At 62.7% G+C, this 17,242-nt stretch carries 14 protein-coding genes; 8 read left to right on the forward strand and 6 right to left on the reverse strand.

The window, feature by feature from the left end; translation table 11 throughout:
• Positions 1–158: 158 nt before the first annotated feature.
• Together J2X56_RS13545 and J2X56_RS13550 are read left to right on the forward strand one after the other, a co-directional pair.
• Positions 159–329: a hypothetical protein gene (locus J2X56_RS13545; RefSeq protein ID WP_006463172.1), complete on the forward strand. Its 171-nt coding sequence runs from the start codon at positions 159–161 to the stop codon at positions 327–329.
• Between the two features lie 170 nt (positions 330–499).
• Positions 500–973 (forward strand): DUF192 domain-containing protein, encoded by a 474-nt coding sequence (locus J2X56_RS13550; protein ID WP_209568602.1) that lies wholly within the window; start codon positions 500–502, stop codon positions 971–973.
• 168 nt (positions 974–1,141) lie between these two features.
• On the opposite strand, the gene rpsT is transcribed toward J2X56_RS13550, so the two are convergent.
• Complete coding sequence (rpsT, locus tag J2X56_RS13555; protein ID WP_006463174.1) at positions 1,142–1,408, reverse strand: 30S ribosomal protein S20; 267 nt, start codon at positions 1,406–1,408, stop codon at positions 1,142–1,144.
• A gap of 374 nt (positions 1,409–1,782) precedes the next feature.
• On the opposite strand from rpsT, the gene murJ reads away from it, so the two are divergent.
• A complete protein-coding gene (gene murJ, locus J2X56_RS13560) occupies positions 1,783–3,336 on the forward strand; it encodes a murein biosynthesis integral membrane protein MurJ (protein ID WP_121038231.1) in 1,554 nt (517 codons plus the stop codon).
• A gap of 111 nt (positions 3,337–3,447) precedes the next feature.
• Positions 3,448–4,296, forward strand: coding sequence for a SirB1 family protein (locus tag J2X56_RS13565; RefSeq protein WP_034340401.1), 849 nt, complete (start codon positions 3,448–3,450; stop codon positions 4,294–4,296).
• Between the two features lie 24 nt (positions 4,297–4,320).
• Here J2X56_RS13565 and J2X56_RS13570 read toward each other — a convergent pair whose 3' ends face one another.
• Positions 4,321–6,243 carry an ATP-binding cassette domain-containing protein gene (locus J2X56_RS13570; protein WP_209531691.1) on the reverse strand — a complete coding sequence of 641 codons (1,923 nt, stop codon included), beginning with the start codon at positions 6,241–6,243 and terminating at the stop codon, positions 4,321–4,323.
• 326 nt (positions 6,244–6,569) lie between these two features.
• Between J2X56_RS13570 and J2X56_RS13575 the strand changes: the two genes are divergently transcribed.
• From J2X56_RS13575 to J2X56_RS13585, 3 genes are all read left to right on the forward strand, one after another.
• Positions 6,570–9,044 carry a penicillin-binding protein 1A gene (locus J2X56_RS13575; RefSeq protein ID WP_121038223.1) on the forward strand — a complete coding sequence of 825 codons (2,475 nt, stop codon included), beginning with the start codon at positions 6,570–6,572 and terminating at the stop codon, positions 9,042–9,044.
• Between the two features lie 547 nt (positions 9,045–9,591).
• Positions 9,592–10,326, forward strand: a complete 735-nt coding sequence (locus tag J2X56_RS13580; protein ID WP_375166018.1) for a c-type cytochrome — start codon at positions 9,592–9,594, stop codon at positions 10,324–10,326.
• Entirely contained in the window at positions 10,323–11,624 is a 1,302-nt protein-coding gene (locus J2X56_RS13585; protein ID WP_121038217.1) for a cytochrome c, read from the forward strand. Before J2X56_RS13580 ends, J2X56_RS13585 begins: the two co-directional genes overlap by 4 nt.
• Positions 11,625–11,692: 68 nt before the next feature.
• On the opposite strand, the gene J2X56_RS13590 is transcribed toward J2X56_RS13585, so the two are convergent.
• The 4 genes from J2X56_RS13590 to ftsH all read right to left on the reverse strand — a co-directional run bounded on the left by J2X56_RS13590 (position 11,693) and on the right by ftsH (position 16,876).
• Positions 11,693–12,385: a response regulator gene (locus J2X56_RS13590; protein ID WP_034340383.1), complete on the reverse strand. Its 693-nt coding sequence runs from the start codon at positions 12,383–12,385 to the stop codon at positions 11,693–11,695.
• 25 nt (positions 12,386–12,410) lie between these two features.
• On the reverse strand, positions 12,411–13,745 hold the full coding sequence (gene glmM, locus J2X56_RS13595) for a phosphoglucosamine mutase (RefSeq protein ID WP_034340380.1): 1,335 nt from the start codon (positions 13,743–13,745) through the stop codon (positions 12,411–12,413).
• Positions 13,746–13,879: 134 nt separating this feature from the next.
• Positions 13,880–14,728: a dihydropteroate synthase gene (gene folP, locus J2X56_RS13600; protein WP_121038214.1), complete on the reverse strand. Its 849-nt coding sequence runs from the start codon at positions 14,726–14,728 to the stop codon at positions 13,880–13,882.
• 258 nt (positions 14,729–14,986) lie between these two features.
• Complete coding sequence (gene ftsH, locus J2X56_RS13605) at positions 14,987–16,876, reverse strand: ATP-dependent zinc metalloprotease FtsH (RefSeq protein WP_121038211.1); 1,890 nt, start codon at positions 16,874–16,876, stop codon at positions 14,987–14,989.
• Here ftsH and J2X56_RS13610 point away from each other — a divergent pair.
• Positions 16,836–17,240, forward strand: coding sequence for a hypothetical protein (locus J2X56_RS13610; RefSeq protein WP_310160671.1), 405 nt, complete (start codon positions 16,836–16,838; stop codon positions 17,238–17,240). The two genes, ftsH and J2X56_RS13610, sit on opposite strands and share 41 nt — an antisense overlap.
• Positions 17,241–17,242: the final 2 nt, after the last annotated feature.

Here is a 17,242-nt window from a genome sequence, read left to right on the forward strand (position 1 = left end):
AGGTTCGAAGCACTCAGGGCTGCACACTTCTTCCCGAAACCTCATAAAAAAGATCCGAAATGGTGTCAACCTTCATACGCGCGCGCCGTTATTGGCAGTGATTCGCACGAATCATCGTTTGCCTCACATCCCTAACATGTTGAATTGAAGGACGCAAAATGAAAAAATTGATCGCCGCTCTGATCGCTGGTCTGTTCGCCACTGCTGCTTTCGCACAAGCTCCGGCCGCTCCGGAAGCGCCGAAGGCTGAAGCCGCTGCTCCGAAGGCAAAGAAGGCCAAGAAGGCAAAGAAGGCAAAGAAGGCAAAGAAGGCAGCTGAAGCTAAGTAATTAGCGTCCGCACTCAAAAAAGGCAGGCTGGTCCTGCCTTTTTTCATGTCCGCGCGGTTCAGGCGACGCACCCCGTAGCCATCCACGCCGGCCAGCGCCCCGCTCCCGGTGCACACGCCCCGCCCCGCTGCTGCTATCCTGCCCGATCCGAATCCCGATTGATAAAGAACATGCGCCAATCTTCACTTTCCCGACTTTCCCGTTGCTTCATGCACAGCGCCGTCGCCCTGCTGGCTGTCGGCTGCCTGTCCACCGCCGGCGCGCAGACGCCGCAGGTGCGCAAATTCCCGACCACCCAGCTCAATATCGGCATCCACCTGATCAAGGCCGAAGTGGCCCAGACCGAAGCCGAGCGCGAGCAAGGCCTGATGTTCCGCGAGAAGATGGGCGAAAACGAGGGCATGCTGTTCCTGTTCGGCCAGCCGGCCGGGGTATGCATGTGGATGAAAAATACGCTGATCCCGCTGTCGGTGGCCTTCATGGACGAAAAAGGCGTCATCATCAACATCGAGGAAATGAAGGAACAGACCCTGGATTCGCACTGTGCCAAGCGCGCGGCGGTCTATGCGCTGGAGATGAACAAGGGCTGGTTCAAGCAGAAGAACATCAAGCCCGGTACCAGGATCGAGGGATTGCCCCAATAAGGCATCCGGGCTGCAGCGCGTGGCTGCGGCCCGTTATCTCGGCAGCCAGGCTGGAAACGCGCTTGAAACACGCCGCCCAAACGCAAAAAACCGCTTGAAATCAAGCGGTTTTCTTGTACTGCAGCCTGAAGCGGGCGACGCCGCGCTTCAGTTCAAGCCAAGATGCAATTAAGCAGCCAGGGCCTTCAGGGCAGCAGCCAGACGGCTCTTGTGGCGAGCGGCCTTGTTCTTGTGAATGATCTTCTTGTCGGCGATGCTGTCGATGGTCGACACGGAAGATTGGAACACGGAGGTTGCTGCAGCCTTGTCGCCGGCGGCGATCGCCTTGCGAACTGCCTTGATTGCGGTGCGCAGGGTCGAGCGCTGGCTCGAGTTGTGAGCGTTTTGCTTGACTGCTTGACGAGCACGCTTACGTGCCTGTGCGGTATTTGCCATGAAAATTATCCTAAATCGAGAGTCGTTTGCGCCGCAAACCCCGAGGACTCGCGATGCCAAATTCTGTAAAGCATCGGATTATAACGAGATTCCCGTGACAAGGCAATCAACTTGTCTGCTTCTGCTGTAAACACGGTGCCATCCGTTGCGATGCCACCGCACTCATTCCGATTTCCGCAAAGAAATTCATCCCTGCCGCCGAACCTGTGGCCAAGGCAGCGAGTCTATTGCGCCGTGCAGCAGGGGGATTGTCTTTTCCTTCATATCGCCTCCGAACCACCCGTGTCCGGGCCTGCCCGCCCCCTGTCGTGCTCCCGCACCAATCCTTGCCACTCCAGCAAAAGCACCGCTGCCCACCGCTATAATGCCGCTCCATGAATCTGCATAAAACCCTCGCCGCCATCTCCGGCATGACGATGCTCTCGCGCATCACCGGGCTGGCCCGGGAAATCCTGTTCGCCCGCGCCTTCGGCGCTTCGGCCTACACCGACGCCTTCAACATCGCCTTCCGCATTCCCAACCTGCTGCGCCGGCTCTTCGCCGAAGGCGCCTTCTCGCAGGCCTTCGTGCCCATCCTGGCCGAATACAAGAACCGCCGCGGTCCCGAGGAGACCAAACACCTGGTGGACCACGTGGCCACGGCCCTGATGTGGGTCATGCTGATCACCTGCGTGGCCGGCATCGTCGCCACCCCCTTCGTGGTCTATTTCATCGCCACCGGACTCCAATACAACCCGGAGGCCTTCCAGGCCTCGGTGCTGATGACCCGCATCATGTTCCCGTACATCGGCTTCATGGCCTTCGTGGCGCTGGCCGGCGGCATCCTCAATACCTGGAAGGAATTCAAGATCCCGGCAGTCACCTCGGTGCTGCTCAATGTCGCCTTCATCGTGGCCTCGCTCTTCGTGGCCCCCTTCATGGAACAGCCCATCTATGCGATGGCCTTCGCGGTGCTGGTGGGCGGCATCCTGCAGGTGGCGATCCAGGTGCCGGCGCTGATCAAGATCGGCATGCTGCCGCGCCTGTACTGGAATCCCCTGCTGGGCCTGCGCGACGAAGGCGTCAAGCGCGTGCTCAAGAAGATGGGCCCGGCCGTCTTCGCCGTCTCGGCGGCGCAGATCAGCCTGATGATCAACACCAACATCGCCTCGCGCCTGGAACACGGCAGCGTCTCGTGGCTCAGCTATGCCGACCGCCTGATGGAATTTCCCACCGCCCTGCTGGGCGTGGCGCTCGGCACTATTCTGCTGCCCAGCCTGGCCAACGCCCATGCTGCCGACGACATGGATGAGTATTCCGCCCTGCTGGACTGGGGACTGCGCCTGACCTTCATGCTGGCCATGCCCTCGGCCGTGGGCCTGGCCACGCTCTCCGAGCCGCTCACCGCCACCCTGTTCCACTATGGCCGCTTCGATGCACTGTCGGTGACCATGGTCGGCCACGCCCTGGTGGCCTATGGCGTGGGCCTGATCGGCTTGATCGTGGTGAAGATTCTGGCCCCCGGCTTCTATGCCAAGCAGGATATCCGCACCCCCGTCATCATCGCCGTGGGCGTGCTGATCGCCACCCAGCTCATGAACAGCGTCTTCGTGCCCCTGTTCTCGCACGCCGGCCTGGCCTTGTCGATCGGTCTGGGGGCCTGCCTCAATGCCCTGTGTCTTTACATCGGCCTGCGCCGCCGCCAGATCTACGTGCCGCGTCCGGGCTGGGGCCTGTTCCTGGTACGCCTGACCGGCGCGCTGCTGGTGATGGCCGGGGTGGCGCTGTGGATTTCCGGCCACTTCGACTGGGTCGCCCTGCGCGCCCATCCGCTGCTGCGCATCGGGGCGCTGATGCTGGTGCTGGCAGTGTGTGCGGTGGCCTATTTCGGCCCGCTGTTCGCGATGGGCTTCCGCCTGCGTGAATTCAAGCGCATCGCGCGCCGCTGATCAGCCTTGCAGATCGCTTCAGCACAAGCCTGGAGCGGTCTGAAACAAGAAATTTCATTCCCCACCCGGCAGACCTGACGCAGCGCGCAATATTTTGATAGCATGGGTGACATGACGCTCACCTCCCTCGACTATTTTGCTTCGCTGGTGCGCCAGGACGATTCGATTCCGTTGTTCGAATCCGCCTTGACGCTGGGACAGGATTTTTATCCGGAAATGGATTTTGCCGAGGAAGAGATGGCGCTCGACACGCTGGCGCTCAAGCTCAGGCAGCGCCTGCCCCAGGATGCCTCGCAGATCCAGAAGCTGCGCATGCTGAACCATTTCTTCTTCCAGGAAATGGCCTTCGCCGGCAACGTCAACAATTACTACGATCCCGACAACAGCTATATCCACCGCGTGATTTCGACGCGGCGCGGCATTCCGATCTCGCTGGCGGTGGTCTATATCGAACTGGCGCAGCAGATCGGCCTGGAGATGAAGGGAGTTTCCTTCCCCGGCCACTTCCTGATGAAGCTGTCGGTGCAATCGGGTGAAATCGTGCTCGATCCCATGAATGGCGCAAGCCTGTCGCGGCAGGAACTGGAAGAGCGGCTGGAGCCCTATCTGGCGCATCAGCCGGAAGAAGATTTCGGCGATGAACTGCCGCTGGCGGCCTACCTGCGCGCGGCCCATCCACGCGAGATCCTGGCGCGCATGCTCCGCAACCTCAAGGCCATCTTCATGGAAAGCCAGCGCTGGCAACAGGTGCTGGATGTACAGGAGAGACTGGTGATCCTGCTGCCCGAGGAAATCACCGAGAAACGCGACCGTGGGCTGGCCTATGCCAACCTCGGGCAAGCCCAGGCGGCGCTGGAGGATCTGGAAGCCTATCTGGCCCTGCGTCCCCATGCCGAGGACGCGCCCAACCTGCGGGAGATGCTGCCCGACCTGCGCGAAGCATTGCGCAAGCCGAGCTGACCGGGTCGTCCCGGTCTTCCGGGCTTACTGCTTCCCTTCGATCTCTTCCCAGCGTTCCAGGCTCACCAGCAGTTCTTCGTCGATCTCGGCGAAGCGCTGGTTCAGCTTGACGGCTTCATCGGCCCCCTTCTTGTACAGATCCGGATCGGCCAGTTTCGCCGACAGCTCCTTCTGTTCCGCTTCCAGCGCGGCGATGCGCTTGGGCAGTTCTTCCAGCTCGCGCTGTTCCTTGTAGCTCAGCTTCTTCTTGGCCGGTGCAGGTGCGGCGGCCGGAGCGGCCATGGTGGATTCGGCCTTGACCTCGTTCTTGTCGGCCGCCTTGGCAGCGGCCTTGGCCCCTGCCGATGTCTGCGCCGGGCGCTGGCGCTCCCAATCGGAATAGCCGCCCACGTATTCACGCCAGACGCCATTGCCTTCGGAGGCGATCACCTGCGTGACCACGTTGTCCAGGAACATGCGGTCGTGGCTGACCAGGAAGACGGTGCCTTCATATTCTTCCAGCAATTCTTCCAGCAGTTCCAGGGTATCGATATCGAGGTCGTTGGTCGGCTCGTCCAGCACCAGCACGTTGGCCGGCTTGGCGAACAGGCGCGCCAGCAACAGGCGGTTGCGCTCGCCACCGGAGAGCGTGCGCACCGGCGAACGGGCGCGTTCCGGCGCGAACAGGAAGTCCGACAGATAGGTCATCACATGCTTGCGCTGGCCGTTGACTTCCACCCAGTCGCTGCCCGGCGCGATGGTATCGGCCAGGGTCGTTTCTTCATTCAGCTGCGCGCGCATCTGATCGAAATACGCGACCTGCATCTTGGTACCCTGCTTGACGGTACCGCTGTCCGGCGCTTCCTCGCCCAGGATCAGCTTGAGCAGGGTGGTCTTGCCGGCACCGTTCTGGCCGATCAGGCCGACCTTGTCGCCGCGCATGAGGATGCTGCTGAAGTCGCGCACGATGGTCTTGGGGCCGTAGGCCTTGTTGACGTTTTCCAGTTCCGCCACGATCTTGCCGGAACGTTCACCGGTACCCACTTCCAGCTTCACCTGCCCCTGCCGCTCGCGGCGCTCGCTGCGCTGCACGCGCAGGGCTTCCAGGCGGCGCACACGGCCTTCGTCGCGGGTGCGGCGGGCCTGCACGCCCTTGCGGATCCAGACTTCTTCCTGCGCCAGGAATTTGTCGAACTTGGCATTTTCCACTTCTTCATTGGCCAGCAGCTCGGCCTTGCGGGCCTGGTAGGTCGTGAAGTTGCCGGGGAAGGAAAGAATCTTGCCGCGATCCAGTTCGATGATGCGGGTAGAGACGTTGTCCAGGAAGCTGCGGTCGTGGGTGATGAAGAGGATGCTGCCCTTGAAGTCGCGCAGCAGGCCTTCCAGCCACAGGATGGAGCCGAAGTCGAGGTGGTTGGTCGGTTCGTCCAACAGCAGCACGTCGGGGTTGCCGACCAGGCCGCAAGCCAGCGCTACACGCTTCTTCATGCCGCCGGAGAGCTCGCCGATGCGGGCGTCGCGGTTCAGGTTCAGCTTGTCCAGGGTGGTCTCGACCTTGTTGCCGATGGACCAGGCGTCGGCCGCATCCAGCACGGTCTGGATCTGGTGCATGCGCTCCAGCAGGGCGTCGTCATTGTCGCCGCCGAACTGGCCGGTGATGGCTTCGTATTCGGCCAAGAGCGCCGGCAGCTCGCCCAGGCCGGAGGCCACGGCGTCGAAGACCGTCATCTCTTCCGGGAAATGCGGTTCCTGGTCGACGTAGGCGATCTTCAGGTTCTGCTGCATCACCAAGAGGCCATCATCGAGCTTGGAACGGCCGGCAATGATCTTCAGCAGCGAGGACTTGCCGGTGCCGTTGCGGCCGATCAGGCCGATGCGTTCGCCAGTCTCCAGCGAGAATTCGGCGTGATCCAGGAGGGCGACGTGGCCGAAGGCCAGTTGTGCGTCGGAGAGGGAAATGACTGCCATAGCGTGCGTGATCTGCGTGAATGCGTCGGCCCAAGCCGCGCAGGATGAATGCGAAAGGCGCTTGATGCAGGAAAAAGCGCGAGAGCGGCATTGTACCGACTGCGCCGCACAAATGCTGATTTAAGCGCGCCCTTGCCCCTTCCGATGGGCTGGAACGGCTGCGGCTTGCACTTTGGCAACGGGATTGATGAAAAATAACGACAAAAGCTCGAATTTCCCCGTCGTCCGGGCGCCATGTTACAACTGGTTAAGCATTGCCCGTGGCGGGCACGCCGGGCCGGCGGTGCGATGCGGTAAGATAGCGCATTCCGATTCCCGCTCATCCCATGCCTTTTTCCTCTTTGCCGGACCTGCGCCGCCAGCGCGGCTTCCTCAATCCCAACATCGCCAAGTTCATCGGTCTGTCCATCCTCGGTCTCGGCGTCGCCGCTGCCCTGCTGGTGGTGTATGCACTGATCTTCATCAACCCGCGCCTGCCTTCGCTGGACCTGATCACCGACTACCGTCCCAAGGTGCCGCTGCGCATCTGGTCCGAGGACAAGGTCCTGCTCGGCGAGTTTGGTGAAGAAAAGCGCAGCCTGGTCAAACTGGAAGATATCCCGGCCGACATGAAGAATGCCGTGCTGGCCATCGAGGACTATCGTTTCTATGAGCACGGCGGCATCGACTGGATCGGCATCGCCCGCGCCCTGGCCACCGACGTGCTGCGCGGCAGTGCCTCGCAGGGGGCCAGCACCATCACCATGCAGGTGGCGCGCAACGTCTTCCTGACCAAGGAAAAGACCTTCTCCCGCAAGCTCTACGAAGTGCTGCTGGCCAACAAGATCGAACATGCCCTGACCAAGGACCAGATCCTGGAGGTCTACATGAACCAGATCTACCTGGGCCAGCGCGCCTTCGGCTTCGCTGCTGCCGCCCGCACCTACTTCGGCAAGGACCTGAAGGATATTTCCCTGGCCGAAGCCGCCATGCTGGCCGGCCTGCCCAAGGCCCCCTCGGCCTACAACCCCATCGTCAACCCCAAGCGCGCGCACATCCGCCAGCAATACATCCTGCAGCGCATGATGGAAGTGGGCTTCATCACCAAGGCGCAATATGAAAAGGCCGCCAAGGAAGAACTGAAGGTCCGTGCACCGGGCAGCCAGTACAGTATCCACGCCGAATACGTGAACGAAATGGTGCGCCAGATGGTGTATGCGCAGTACAAGGAAGACACCTACACCCAGGGCTTCAACGTCTACACCACCGTCAATGCAGCCGACCAGCAGGCGGCCTACCTGGCCGTGCGCAAGGGCGTAATGGATTACGACCGCCGCCACGGCTATCGCGGTCCGGAAGAAACCATCGAGCTGCCCGCCAATGCGGACGACCGCGCCTCGGCCATTGACGACGTCATGGACGACCATCCCGACAACGACGACATCCTGGCCGCCGTGGTGGTGGCCGCCAGCCCCAAGCAGATCGATGCGGTGCTGCGCAGCGGCGACAAGATCAGCATCAAGGGCGAAGCCCTGCGCTTCGTGGCCGCGGCCCTGTCGGAGAAGGCCAAGAAGGATATCCGCATCGCGCCGGGTGCCCTGATCCGCGTGATGCAGGATGCCAAGCAGAACTGGCAGGTGGTGCAGTTGCCGCAGGTGGAAGCGGCGCTGGTCTCGGTGGTGCCGCAGGATGGTGCCATCCGCGCCCTGGTGGGTGGTTTCGACTTCACCCAGAACAATTTCAACCACGTGACCCAAGCCTGGCGCCAGCCGGGTTCGACCTTCAAACCCTTCATCTATTCGGCTGCATTGGAGAAGGGTTTTGCACCGGCTTCCATCGTCAACGATGCCCCGGTTTCCTATCCGGCCGGCCCCGGCCAGCCGAACTGGGAACCCAAGGATGACGAAACCCCGGCCGGCCCCATCACCGTGCGCACTGCCCTGCAGAAGTCGGTGAACCTGGTGGCGATCCGCACGCTGGACTACATCGGCGTGCCCTATGCCAAGGACTTCATCACCGGCACCTATGGTTTTGATGCCGACAAGGTCCCGCCCTACCTGCCCATGGCGCTGGGTGCAGGCCAGACCAATCCGCTGCAGCTGTCTGCCGCCTACTCGGTGTTTGCCAACGGCGGCTACAAGATCCAGCCCTACCTGATCTCGCAGATCACCGATGCGCGCGGCAAGGTGCTGTCCAAGGCGGAGCCGCTGATCGTGGGCAATGGCGCACCGCGCGTGGTCTCGGAACGCAACAGCTACATGATGACCAGCATGCTCAAGGCGGTGGCCCAGGGCGGCACCGGCGCGCGCAGCAACAGCATCGGCCGCACCGACCTGGCCGGCAAGACCGGTACCACCAATGATGCCGTCGACGGCTGGTTCGCCGGTTACCAGCGCACTTTGGCCACCGTGGCCTGGATGGGCTATGACCAGCCCAAGAGCCTGGGCAGCAAGGAATTCGGCGCACAGCTGGCGCTGCCGATCTGGGTCGATTACATGGCCAAGGCCTTGAAGGGGGTGCCGCAGTTCGACCTGCCGGTGCCGGAAGGCATCCGCTTCATCGATGGCGAGCCCTATTACGACAACTTCACGCCCAACAACGGCCTGGTGACCAATGTGGGCGTGACGGTGGTGGATGCGATCTCGAACTTCTTCGGCTGGACACCCAGCCAGACTCCGGCTGCACCGGGCAATGCGCAACCGGCACCGAACGTGCCGGGCACGTCGCAGGGAGCGCCGGGGGCAGCGCCTGGCGGCTCAGCAAACCGGCCTCAGAGCGAGAGCGCAAGACGCTTCCTGGACAATACCAACCAGGGTCATTGAGGCAATGCCGGGCCACCGGCCTGGCATCTTCATTCAGCCAATCGGCAGCACGAAAAAAAACGGGCACTTCCGAAGAAGTGCCCGTTTCCTTTTGTCTGGTGCCCCCGACACGGATCGAACGTGTGACCTATCCCTTCATACCACTATGGCTTTCGCCACCATCAGATACATGAACGTCGTGTAACCGGATGTTTGTAGTCTGGACTATACCTTGGCCATGGACCCTGCCCTGACGGCAAGGTCGGAAGGCCGGAGCCGTCTAGTCTCTACACCTTCCGGCTTCGCAGGAAACCGGCTTGGCTCGGTATTGCCAGCAGCCGCTGCAAACGTGCATGCATGCGCTGTCAGGGTTCACCGACTTTGACTCCATTCAGGCGGCGCCTTTCGGCATCCGCTGCCCAATTTGACTTAGGAGGGGATCGCTCTATCCACTGAGCTACGGGGGCCAACAAGGCCGCTATTGTATCCGCTGCGCCCGGCCTTGCAAAGCCGCAAGCGCGGCGTGCGCATGGACTACAATAGGCCGATGCGCTTGCCCACAACAAATATGAAGAAGCTTGCAGCCGCCGCCCTGGGGACACTGATCGCGGGCGGCGCAGCCATGGCCCAGACGCCCGCGGACAAGCCGCGCGCCATACCGGGCATGGCCGAACGCATGGCCGCCTGCATCGCCTGCCATGGCAAGGAAGGGCGCGCCACGGCCGATGGCTACTATCCGCGCATCGCCGGCAAGCCGGAGGGCTATCTGCTGAACCAGCTGCAGAGTTTCCGCGATGGCCGACGCCGCTATCCGATGATGAATTACCTGCTGGGCCATCTCTCTGACGATTATCTTCAGCAGATCGCCCTGTTCTTCGCCGACCAGCATCCGCCTTATCCGCCCCCGGTGCCGGCCGATGTGAGCGCCACGGTGCTGGAACGCGGACGCCTGCTGGTCAGCCAGGGCAAGCCAGCCCAGGGCATTGCGGCCTGCGCCAGTTGCCACGGTGCCGGGTTGACCGGCGTGCAGCCCGGCATTCCGGGATTGCTGGGCCTGCCGCGCGACTACATCAATGCGCAACTGGGCGCCTGGCGCAATGGCGAACGCACCGCCAAGGCCCCCGATTGCATGGGCGAGATCGCCAGGGCATTGAGCCCGGAAGAAATCAATGCCGCCAGCAGCTGGCTGTCCTCCCAGCCGGTCCCGGCGGACTATGCGCCTGAGCGCGTGCTGCCCAAACCTTTGCCGGTGGCCTGCGGCAGCATGCCGGGTTCCTCCGCCAGTGCAGGAGCGGCACGATGAACAAGACCTTGCGCCTGGGCCTGGGAATCCTGCTGGGCAGCGTGCTGGCCGTGGTGGCGCTGACCGGCGGCGTGATCGCCTGGCAAAGCCTGCGCAGTGAAGATCCTGGCGTGGTCGTCCCGGTGACCGACCATCAGGCGCAGCTGACCAGGGGCCAGTACCTGGCGCGCGCCGGCAATTGCATGGCCTGCCACACCGTGCGCGGCGGCGCGGCCTATGCCGGGGGACGCGCCCTGCCGACACCCTTCGGCACGATCTACACCACCAACATCACACCCGATCGCGCCAACGGCATCGGCGACTGGAGCGCCGGCGATTTCTGGCGTGCCCTGCACCACGGGCGCGGACGCGATGGCCGCTTCCTCTTTCCGGCCTTCCCCTACACCAGCTACACCCAGCTCAGCCGCGAAGACAGCGACGCCCTGTTCGCCTGGCTGCGCACGCTGCCCCCCGTAAATCAGCCCAATCGTTCACATGACTTGCGCTTCCCTTACGACCAGCGCCCGCTGCTGGGGCTATGGCGTGCGTTTTTCTTCACACCGGCTGTTTACCAGCCTGATCCGGCGCGCTCCGCCCAGTGGAATCGCGGTGCCTATCTGGTACGCGGCGCTGGCCATTGCAGCGCCTGCCACAGCGCCCGCAACGTGGTGGCGGCCAGCATCGCACCGCTGGATCTGGCCGGCGGCATGATCCCCGCGCTGGACTGGTATGCACCGCCCCTGCATGGTGGCGAACACGGCCTGGGCGGCTGGAGTGAAGCCGACATCGCCGCCCTGCTCAGGACTGGCGTCTCGCCGCGCGGCACCTCGCTGGGGCCGATGTCGGAAATCGTCGGGCGCAGCCTGCAGTATCTGAACGATGAGGACATCAATGCGATGGCGGTCTACCTGAAGTCGCTGCCGGCCCAGCCCCTGCCCGCTGCCAGCGCCGCCGCGCAGCCGGAGCCCGCCGAGGCGGAACGCATCCTCAAACAGGGCAAGAAGCTCTATGGGGAGTTATGCGTGGACTGCCACGGCGGCAAGGGTCAAGGCAGTGCACCGGACTATCCGCCGCTGGCCGGCAATCACGCCATTGGCGGACCGCAACCGGTCAATGCCATTCGCGCGGTGCTCAACGGCGGCTTCCCGCCGTCGACGGCGGGCAATCCCTATCCCTTCGGCATGCCGCCCTTCGGTCCGCAACTGAGCGACCAGGAAGTGGCGGCATTGGTCTCCTATGTCCGCAACAGCTGGGGCAACCAAGGGGGATTCGTCTCGGCGTCAGACGTGAACCGCTATCGCAGCGTGCCGCTGGACTGATCAGACGCAAAAAAAGGCGATCCGGGGATCGCCTTTTCATTCATCGCGCTGCCAGCGGGTAGCTCACCTCACTGCTCGGCGCTCAGCTTGTACCCCATCCCGCGCACCGTCTGCACGTAATGCGCCAGATCGCCCAGCGACTTGCGCAGCCGCATGATGTGCACATCCACCGTGCGTTCCTCGATGAAGGTGTGGTCACCCCAGACCTTGTCCAGCAACTGGGCACGCGAGAAGATGCGTTCCGGATGCGCCACCAGATAGCGCAGCAGCTTGAATTCGGCCTGGTCCAGCGCCACCGCCCGGCCCGCCACCGCCACCTGGCGGCGTTCGACGTCAATGCTGATGTCGCGGTATTTGAGAGCCTGGCTGCCGATCTCCGGCGCCTTTCGGCGCAACAGGGCCTGCACGCGCGCCACCAGTTCCTTGGGAGAGAACGGCTTGGTCACGTAATCATCCGCACCTTCGTTCAAGCCCTTGACCTTGTCTTCTTCCATGCCCTTGGCGGTGAGCATGATGACCGGCAGCGCCGCCGTGCGCTGGTCGCGCCGCAGCTCCGAGAGCAGCACCAGGCCGGAGCTGTCGGGCAGCATCCAGTCCAGCAGCACGACATGAGGCAGCGACTCGGCAATCAGCTTGCGGGCCTGGGCCACGTCGGTGGCGATGGTGGTGGCAAAGCCCGCGCCCTGCATCGTGAAGCGCAACAGCTCCGCGATGCTGGGTTCGTCTTCGACCATCAGGATATGAGGGAGCTCTTTTGACATCGTCCTTGGATCCGCAACAACTGACTCAGAGCACCTTGGCCGCGATACGCTGGGCCATGCTGCGCGCCAGCTCGGCTTCCTGCGCCTCCACCATCACGCGGATCAGCGGCTCGGTACCGGACGGACGCAACAATACCCGGCCGCGCTCGCCCAATTCCTCTTCCACGGCGGCCTGTTCGGCTTGCAGCGCGGTGTTGGACTTCCAGTCGTAGCCGGCAGGAATCTTCACATTGATCAGCGATTGCGGATACAGGGTGATGTCGCCGGTCATCTGCGCCAGGGTCTGGCCGGCGCGCTTCAAGGCACACAGCACCTGCAGCGCCGAGACGATGCCGTCGCCGGTGGTGTGCTTGTCCAGTGCCAGCAGGTGGCCGGAGCCTTCGCCGCCGAGCAGCCAGCCCTTCTCCTGCAGCACTTCCAGCACGTAGCGGTCGCCCACCTTGGCACGTGCGAAGGGCACGCCCATCTTCTTGAAGGCCACTTCCAGGGCCATGTTGGTCATGAGGGTACCGACTGCGCCATCGACCGCGCCGCTGCTCAGGCGGTCCTTGACCATCAGGTAAAGCAGTTCATCACCGTTGTAGATGCGGCCGCTGCCATCGACCATGATGAGACGGTCGGCATCGCCATCGAGCGCAATGCCGAGGTCGGCCCGATATTCACGCACCGAGGCCACCAGCGATTTAGGCGCGGTGGCACCGCAATCCTCGTTGATGTTCAGGCCATCGGGCTGGTTGCCGATGGTGATGACTTCCGCGCCCAGCTCATGGAATACGTGCGGGGCGATGTTGTAGGCCGCGCCGTTGGCACAGTCCACCACCAGGCGCATGCCGCGCAGGTCCATGGCACTGGGGAAGGTGCTCTTGCAGAATTCGATGTAGCGGCCGGCCGCATCCGACAGGCGGCGCGCCTTGCCCAGCTTCTCGGAGGGGACGCACTCCATGGGCTGCTCCAGCGCCGCTTCGATATCCGCCTCGACCTGGTCGGGCAGCTTGTTGCCCTTGGCCGAGAAGAACTTGATGCCGTTGTCGTGATAGGGATTGTGCGAGGCCGAGATCACCACCCCGGCCGAGAGACGCTGGGCGCGGGTCAGGTAGGCCACGGCCGGGGTCGGCAGCGGGCCAGCCAGCCAGACGTCCACGCCGGCAGCGGCGAAGCCGGCTTCCAGCGCGGCTTCCAGCATGTAGCCGGAGATGCGGGTGTCCTTGCCGATCAGCACCGTCGGTCGGGCCACGCCATCCTTGGACTTGGCCAGGACCTTGCCGGCCGCATAGCCCAGGCGCATGACGAAATCCGGTGTGATCGGGGCCACGCCCACGCGACCGCGCACGCCATCGGTGCCGAAGTATTTACCTGCCATGTTGGTCCCTTATCGCTTAACGCTTATTGCTTATTGATGTCTTGCAGGCCCGGCGAGCGCACTGGCCTGTTTCCCATGAAATCTGTTGTCGTGCTTGAGTTTCGATCACGTTCGCATACGTAGCGCCGCCCGCATCAAAGGTCGCCGCGTCCTGCCTGCCACATGGCCAGCGCATCGACCGTCTCGGCCACATCGTGCACGCGGATGATCATCGCCCCCTGCTGCGCCGCCGCCAGCGCAGCACCGATACTGCCGGCCATGCGGCGTTCCAGCGGCTTGCCGGTGACCGCACCGATCATGGACTTGCGCGACATGCCGGCCAGCAGCGGCAGGTCCAGCGTGTCGATCAATCGGCGCGTGTTCCTGAGCAAAGCCAGATTATGCTCCACAGTCTTGCCGAAACCAAAACCGGGGTCGATGCAAATTCGTTCACGTCCGATACCGGCCGCCTTCATCAGGCCGACCTGGGTCTGCAGGAATTGCTCGACCTCGGTGACCACATCTTCATATCGGGGTTCTTGCTGCATGGTCTGGGGCTGGCCTTGCATGTGCATCACGCACAGGCCGGCTTCGCTGTCCTTGACCGCGTCGATGGCCCCCTCGGCACGGAAACCGTTGATGTCGTTGATCATGTCCACCTCGGCGACCAGCGCTTCGCGCATGACGGCCGGCTTGTAGGTATCCAGGGACAGGGGCTTGCCGCAGTCGCGCAGGGCGTAGATCACCGGCATGACGCGCTCCAGCTCTTCCTGCAGCGACAGCGGCGCAATGCCGGGGCGGGTGGACTCGCCACCGATGTCGATGATGTCGACGCCGTCGGCAATCATCTGTTCGGCATGGGTCAGGGCCAGTTCCAGCGAATGATGGCGACCGCCATCGGAGAAGGAATCGGGCGTCACGTTGAGGATGCCCATGACCAGTGGCCGGCGGCCAGGCTGGACCGGCAGGCGGAACCTGCCGCATTTGAGGAAAGCTTGCGTCATCTTGCTGTGGTAGGTGATGCGGATGAATTGCCCGAGGTGGCGGCCCTAAGCATGCTGCGCCGCGCACCATCGCTGTGCGGCAGCATGATACACCGCCGATGGACCGCCTTTACACTTTTGTCCGGCAGGGGCGCCATCGGCTGCACGGTTTTTCATCTGCCAAATTCATTCGCCAAATAAAAAAGGTGAGGATTTCTCCTCACCTTCATCGGGTCTGCGGCTTCAGGCATTCACACCCTGCGCCTTGCGCTGCACGCCTCAGGCCGGGGCAGTGGCGTTGGGCGAGACGTCGCCGGAACGGTTGTTGTCCGAGGGCGACTTCTTGACCGGCACACCATTGCGCGGCGGACGCGGTTCGTCGCCATTCATGATGTCGTTGACCTGATCAGCGTCCAGGGTTTCCCATTCCAGCAGGGCCTTGGCCATGACGTCGACCTTCTCGCGGTTCTCTTCCAGCAGGCGGCGGGCCAGGGCGTATTGCTCGTCCAGGATGCTGCGGATTTCAGCGTCCACCTTTTGCTGGGTGGCTTCGGAGACGGTCTTGGACGACATGCGGCCGAAGTAGGCATCCTGCTCCGAATCTTCATACACCATGGTGCCCAGGGTCACGGACATGCCATAGCGGGTAACCATGGCGCGGGCCAGCTTGGTGGCGCGCTCGAAGTCGTTGGACGCGCCGGTGGACATCTGGTGCATGAAGATTTCTTCAGCGATACGGCCACCGAAGAGGATCGAGATCTCTTCCAGCATCTTGTCCTTGTACATGTTCACGCGGTCATGTTCCGGCAGCTGCCAGGTCAGGCCGAGGGCATAGCCACGCGGCATGATGGTGACCTTGTGGACCGGATCGGCCTTGGGCAGCAGCTTGGCGACAACCGCGTGGCCGGACTCGTGATAAGCGGTGTTGCGGCGTTCTTCCTCGCGCATCACGGCCGACTTGCGTTCCGGACCCATGACGATCTTGTCCTTGGCATCTTCGAAGTCCTGCATTTCCACCAGGCGCTTGTTGCGGCGCGCAGCGAAGAGCGCGGCTTCGTTGACCAGGTTGGCCAGGTCGGCACCGGAGAAACCGGGGGTGCCACGGGCCAGGATGTCGGCCTTGACGTCAGGAGCGATGGGCACCTTGCGCATGTGGACGTAGAGGATCTGTTCGCGGCCACGGATGTCGGGCAGGCCGACCATCACCTGGCGGTCGAAGCGGCCCGGACGCAGCAACGCCTTGTCCAGCACGTCGGCGCGGTTGGTGGCAGCGATCACGATGACGCCGGAGTTGGCTTCGAAGCCGTCCATCTCCACCAGCATCTGGTTCAGGGTCTGTTCGCGTTCGTCGTTGCCGCCACCCATGCCGGCACCACGATGGCGGCCGACGGCGTCGATTTCGTCGATGAAGATGATGCAGGGAGCGTGCTTCTTGGCGTTCTCGAACATGTCGCGCACACGGGAGGCACCGACACCGACGAACATTTCCACGAAGTCCGAACCCGAGATGGTGAAGAACGGCACCTTGGCTTCGCCGGCGATGGCGCGGGCCAGCAGGGTCTTGCCGGTACCCGGGGGGCCGACCATCAGCACGCCGTGGGGGATGCGGCCGCCCAGCTTCTGGAACTTGGTCGGGTCACGCAGGAATTCGACCAGCTCCTGGACTTCTTCCTTGGCTTCGTCGCAACCGGCGACATCGGCGAAGGTGACCGAGTTGCTGTTCTCATCCAGCATGCGCGCCTTCGACTTGCCGAAGGAGAACGCGCCGCCCTTGCCGCCGCCTTGCATCTGGCGCATGAAGAAGATCCAGACGCCAATCAACAACAGCATCGGGAACCAGGAAATGAAGATTTGCGACAGGAAGGACTGCTCTTCCGGCTGGCGCACGTCGAACTTCACGCCATTGTTGAGCAGGTCACCGACCAGGCCGCGGTCCAGGATGGTGGTCGCGGTCTTGACCTTGGTGCCATCCTGGGTGGTGGCGATGATGTTGCGATCCTCGATGGTCGCATCCTTGATGTGTCCGGCCTTGACCTCGGAGATGAAGTCCGAATACGCGATCGGCTTGGCATTGGTCGCCATGCTGCGGCTGTCGAACTGTTTGAACACCATAAACAGCACGAGCGCGATGACTACCCAGATGGCAGCCTTTGAAAACATATTGTTCACTGGAACTCCTCCGACGCCTGCGCGCCACGTTGCCTTTGTATCGTCCGATTTTACCCGGATTCAACCACCCTTACACGGAAAACCACCGTCCGCCCAGCCTCGCCCTGCCCCACTGTGCCATCGCGCAACGCACAAAAAGGCGTCACACCCGGCTGCTGGCGCATTTCTTTGCCATTCCGACATCAGCTTGAAGACTGGCGGGGAAGACATTCTTGCCTGCGATTCAGACAAACTAACGATTTACAGAAATCGATATAAGGCTGAAATCGGGCAAAACAAGGCAGGAAAATTCACTAAATCGCCGTGTTCACAGCAGATTTTGCGCTGGTTTGCGGACGACGAACCGGTTTTGCATCAACTTTAACT

Origin of the sequence: Herbaspirillum sp. 1173 (assembly GCF_031455335.1) — a bacterium.
In the GTDB taxonomy this organism is placed as follows: domain Bacteria; phylum Pseudomonadota; class Gammaproteobacteria; order Burkholderiales; family Burkholderiaceae_D; genus Herbaspirillum; species Herbaspirillum huttiense.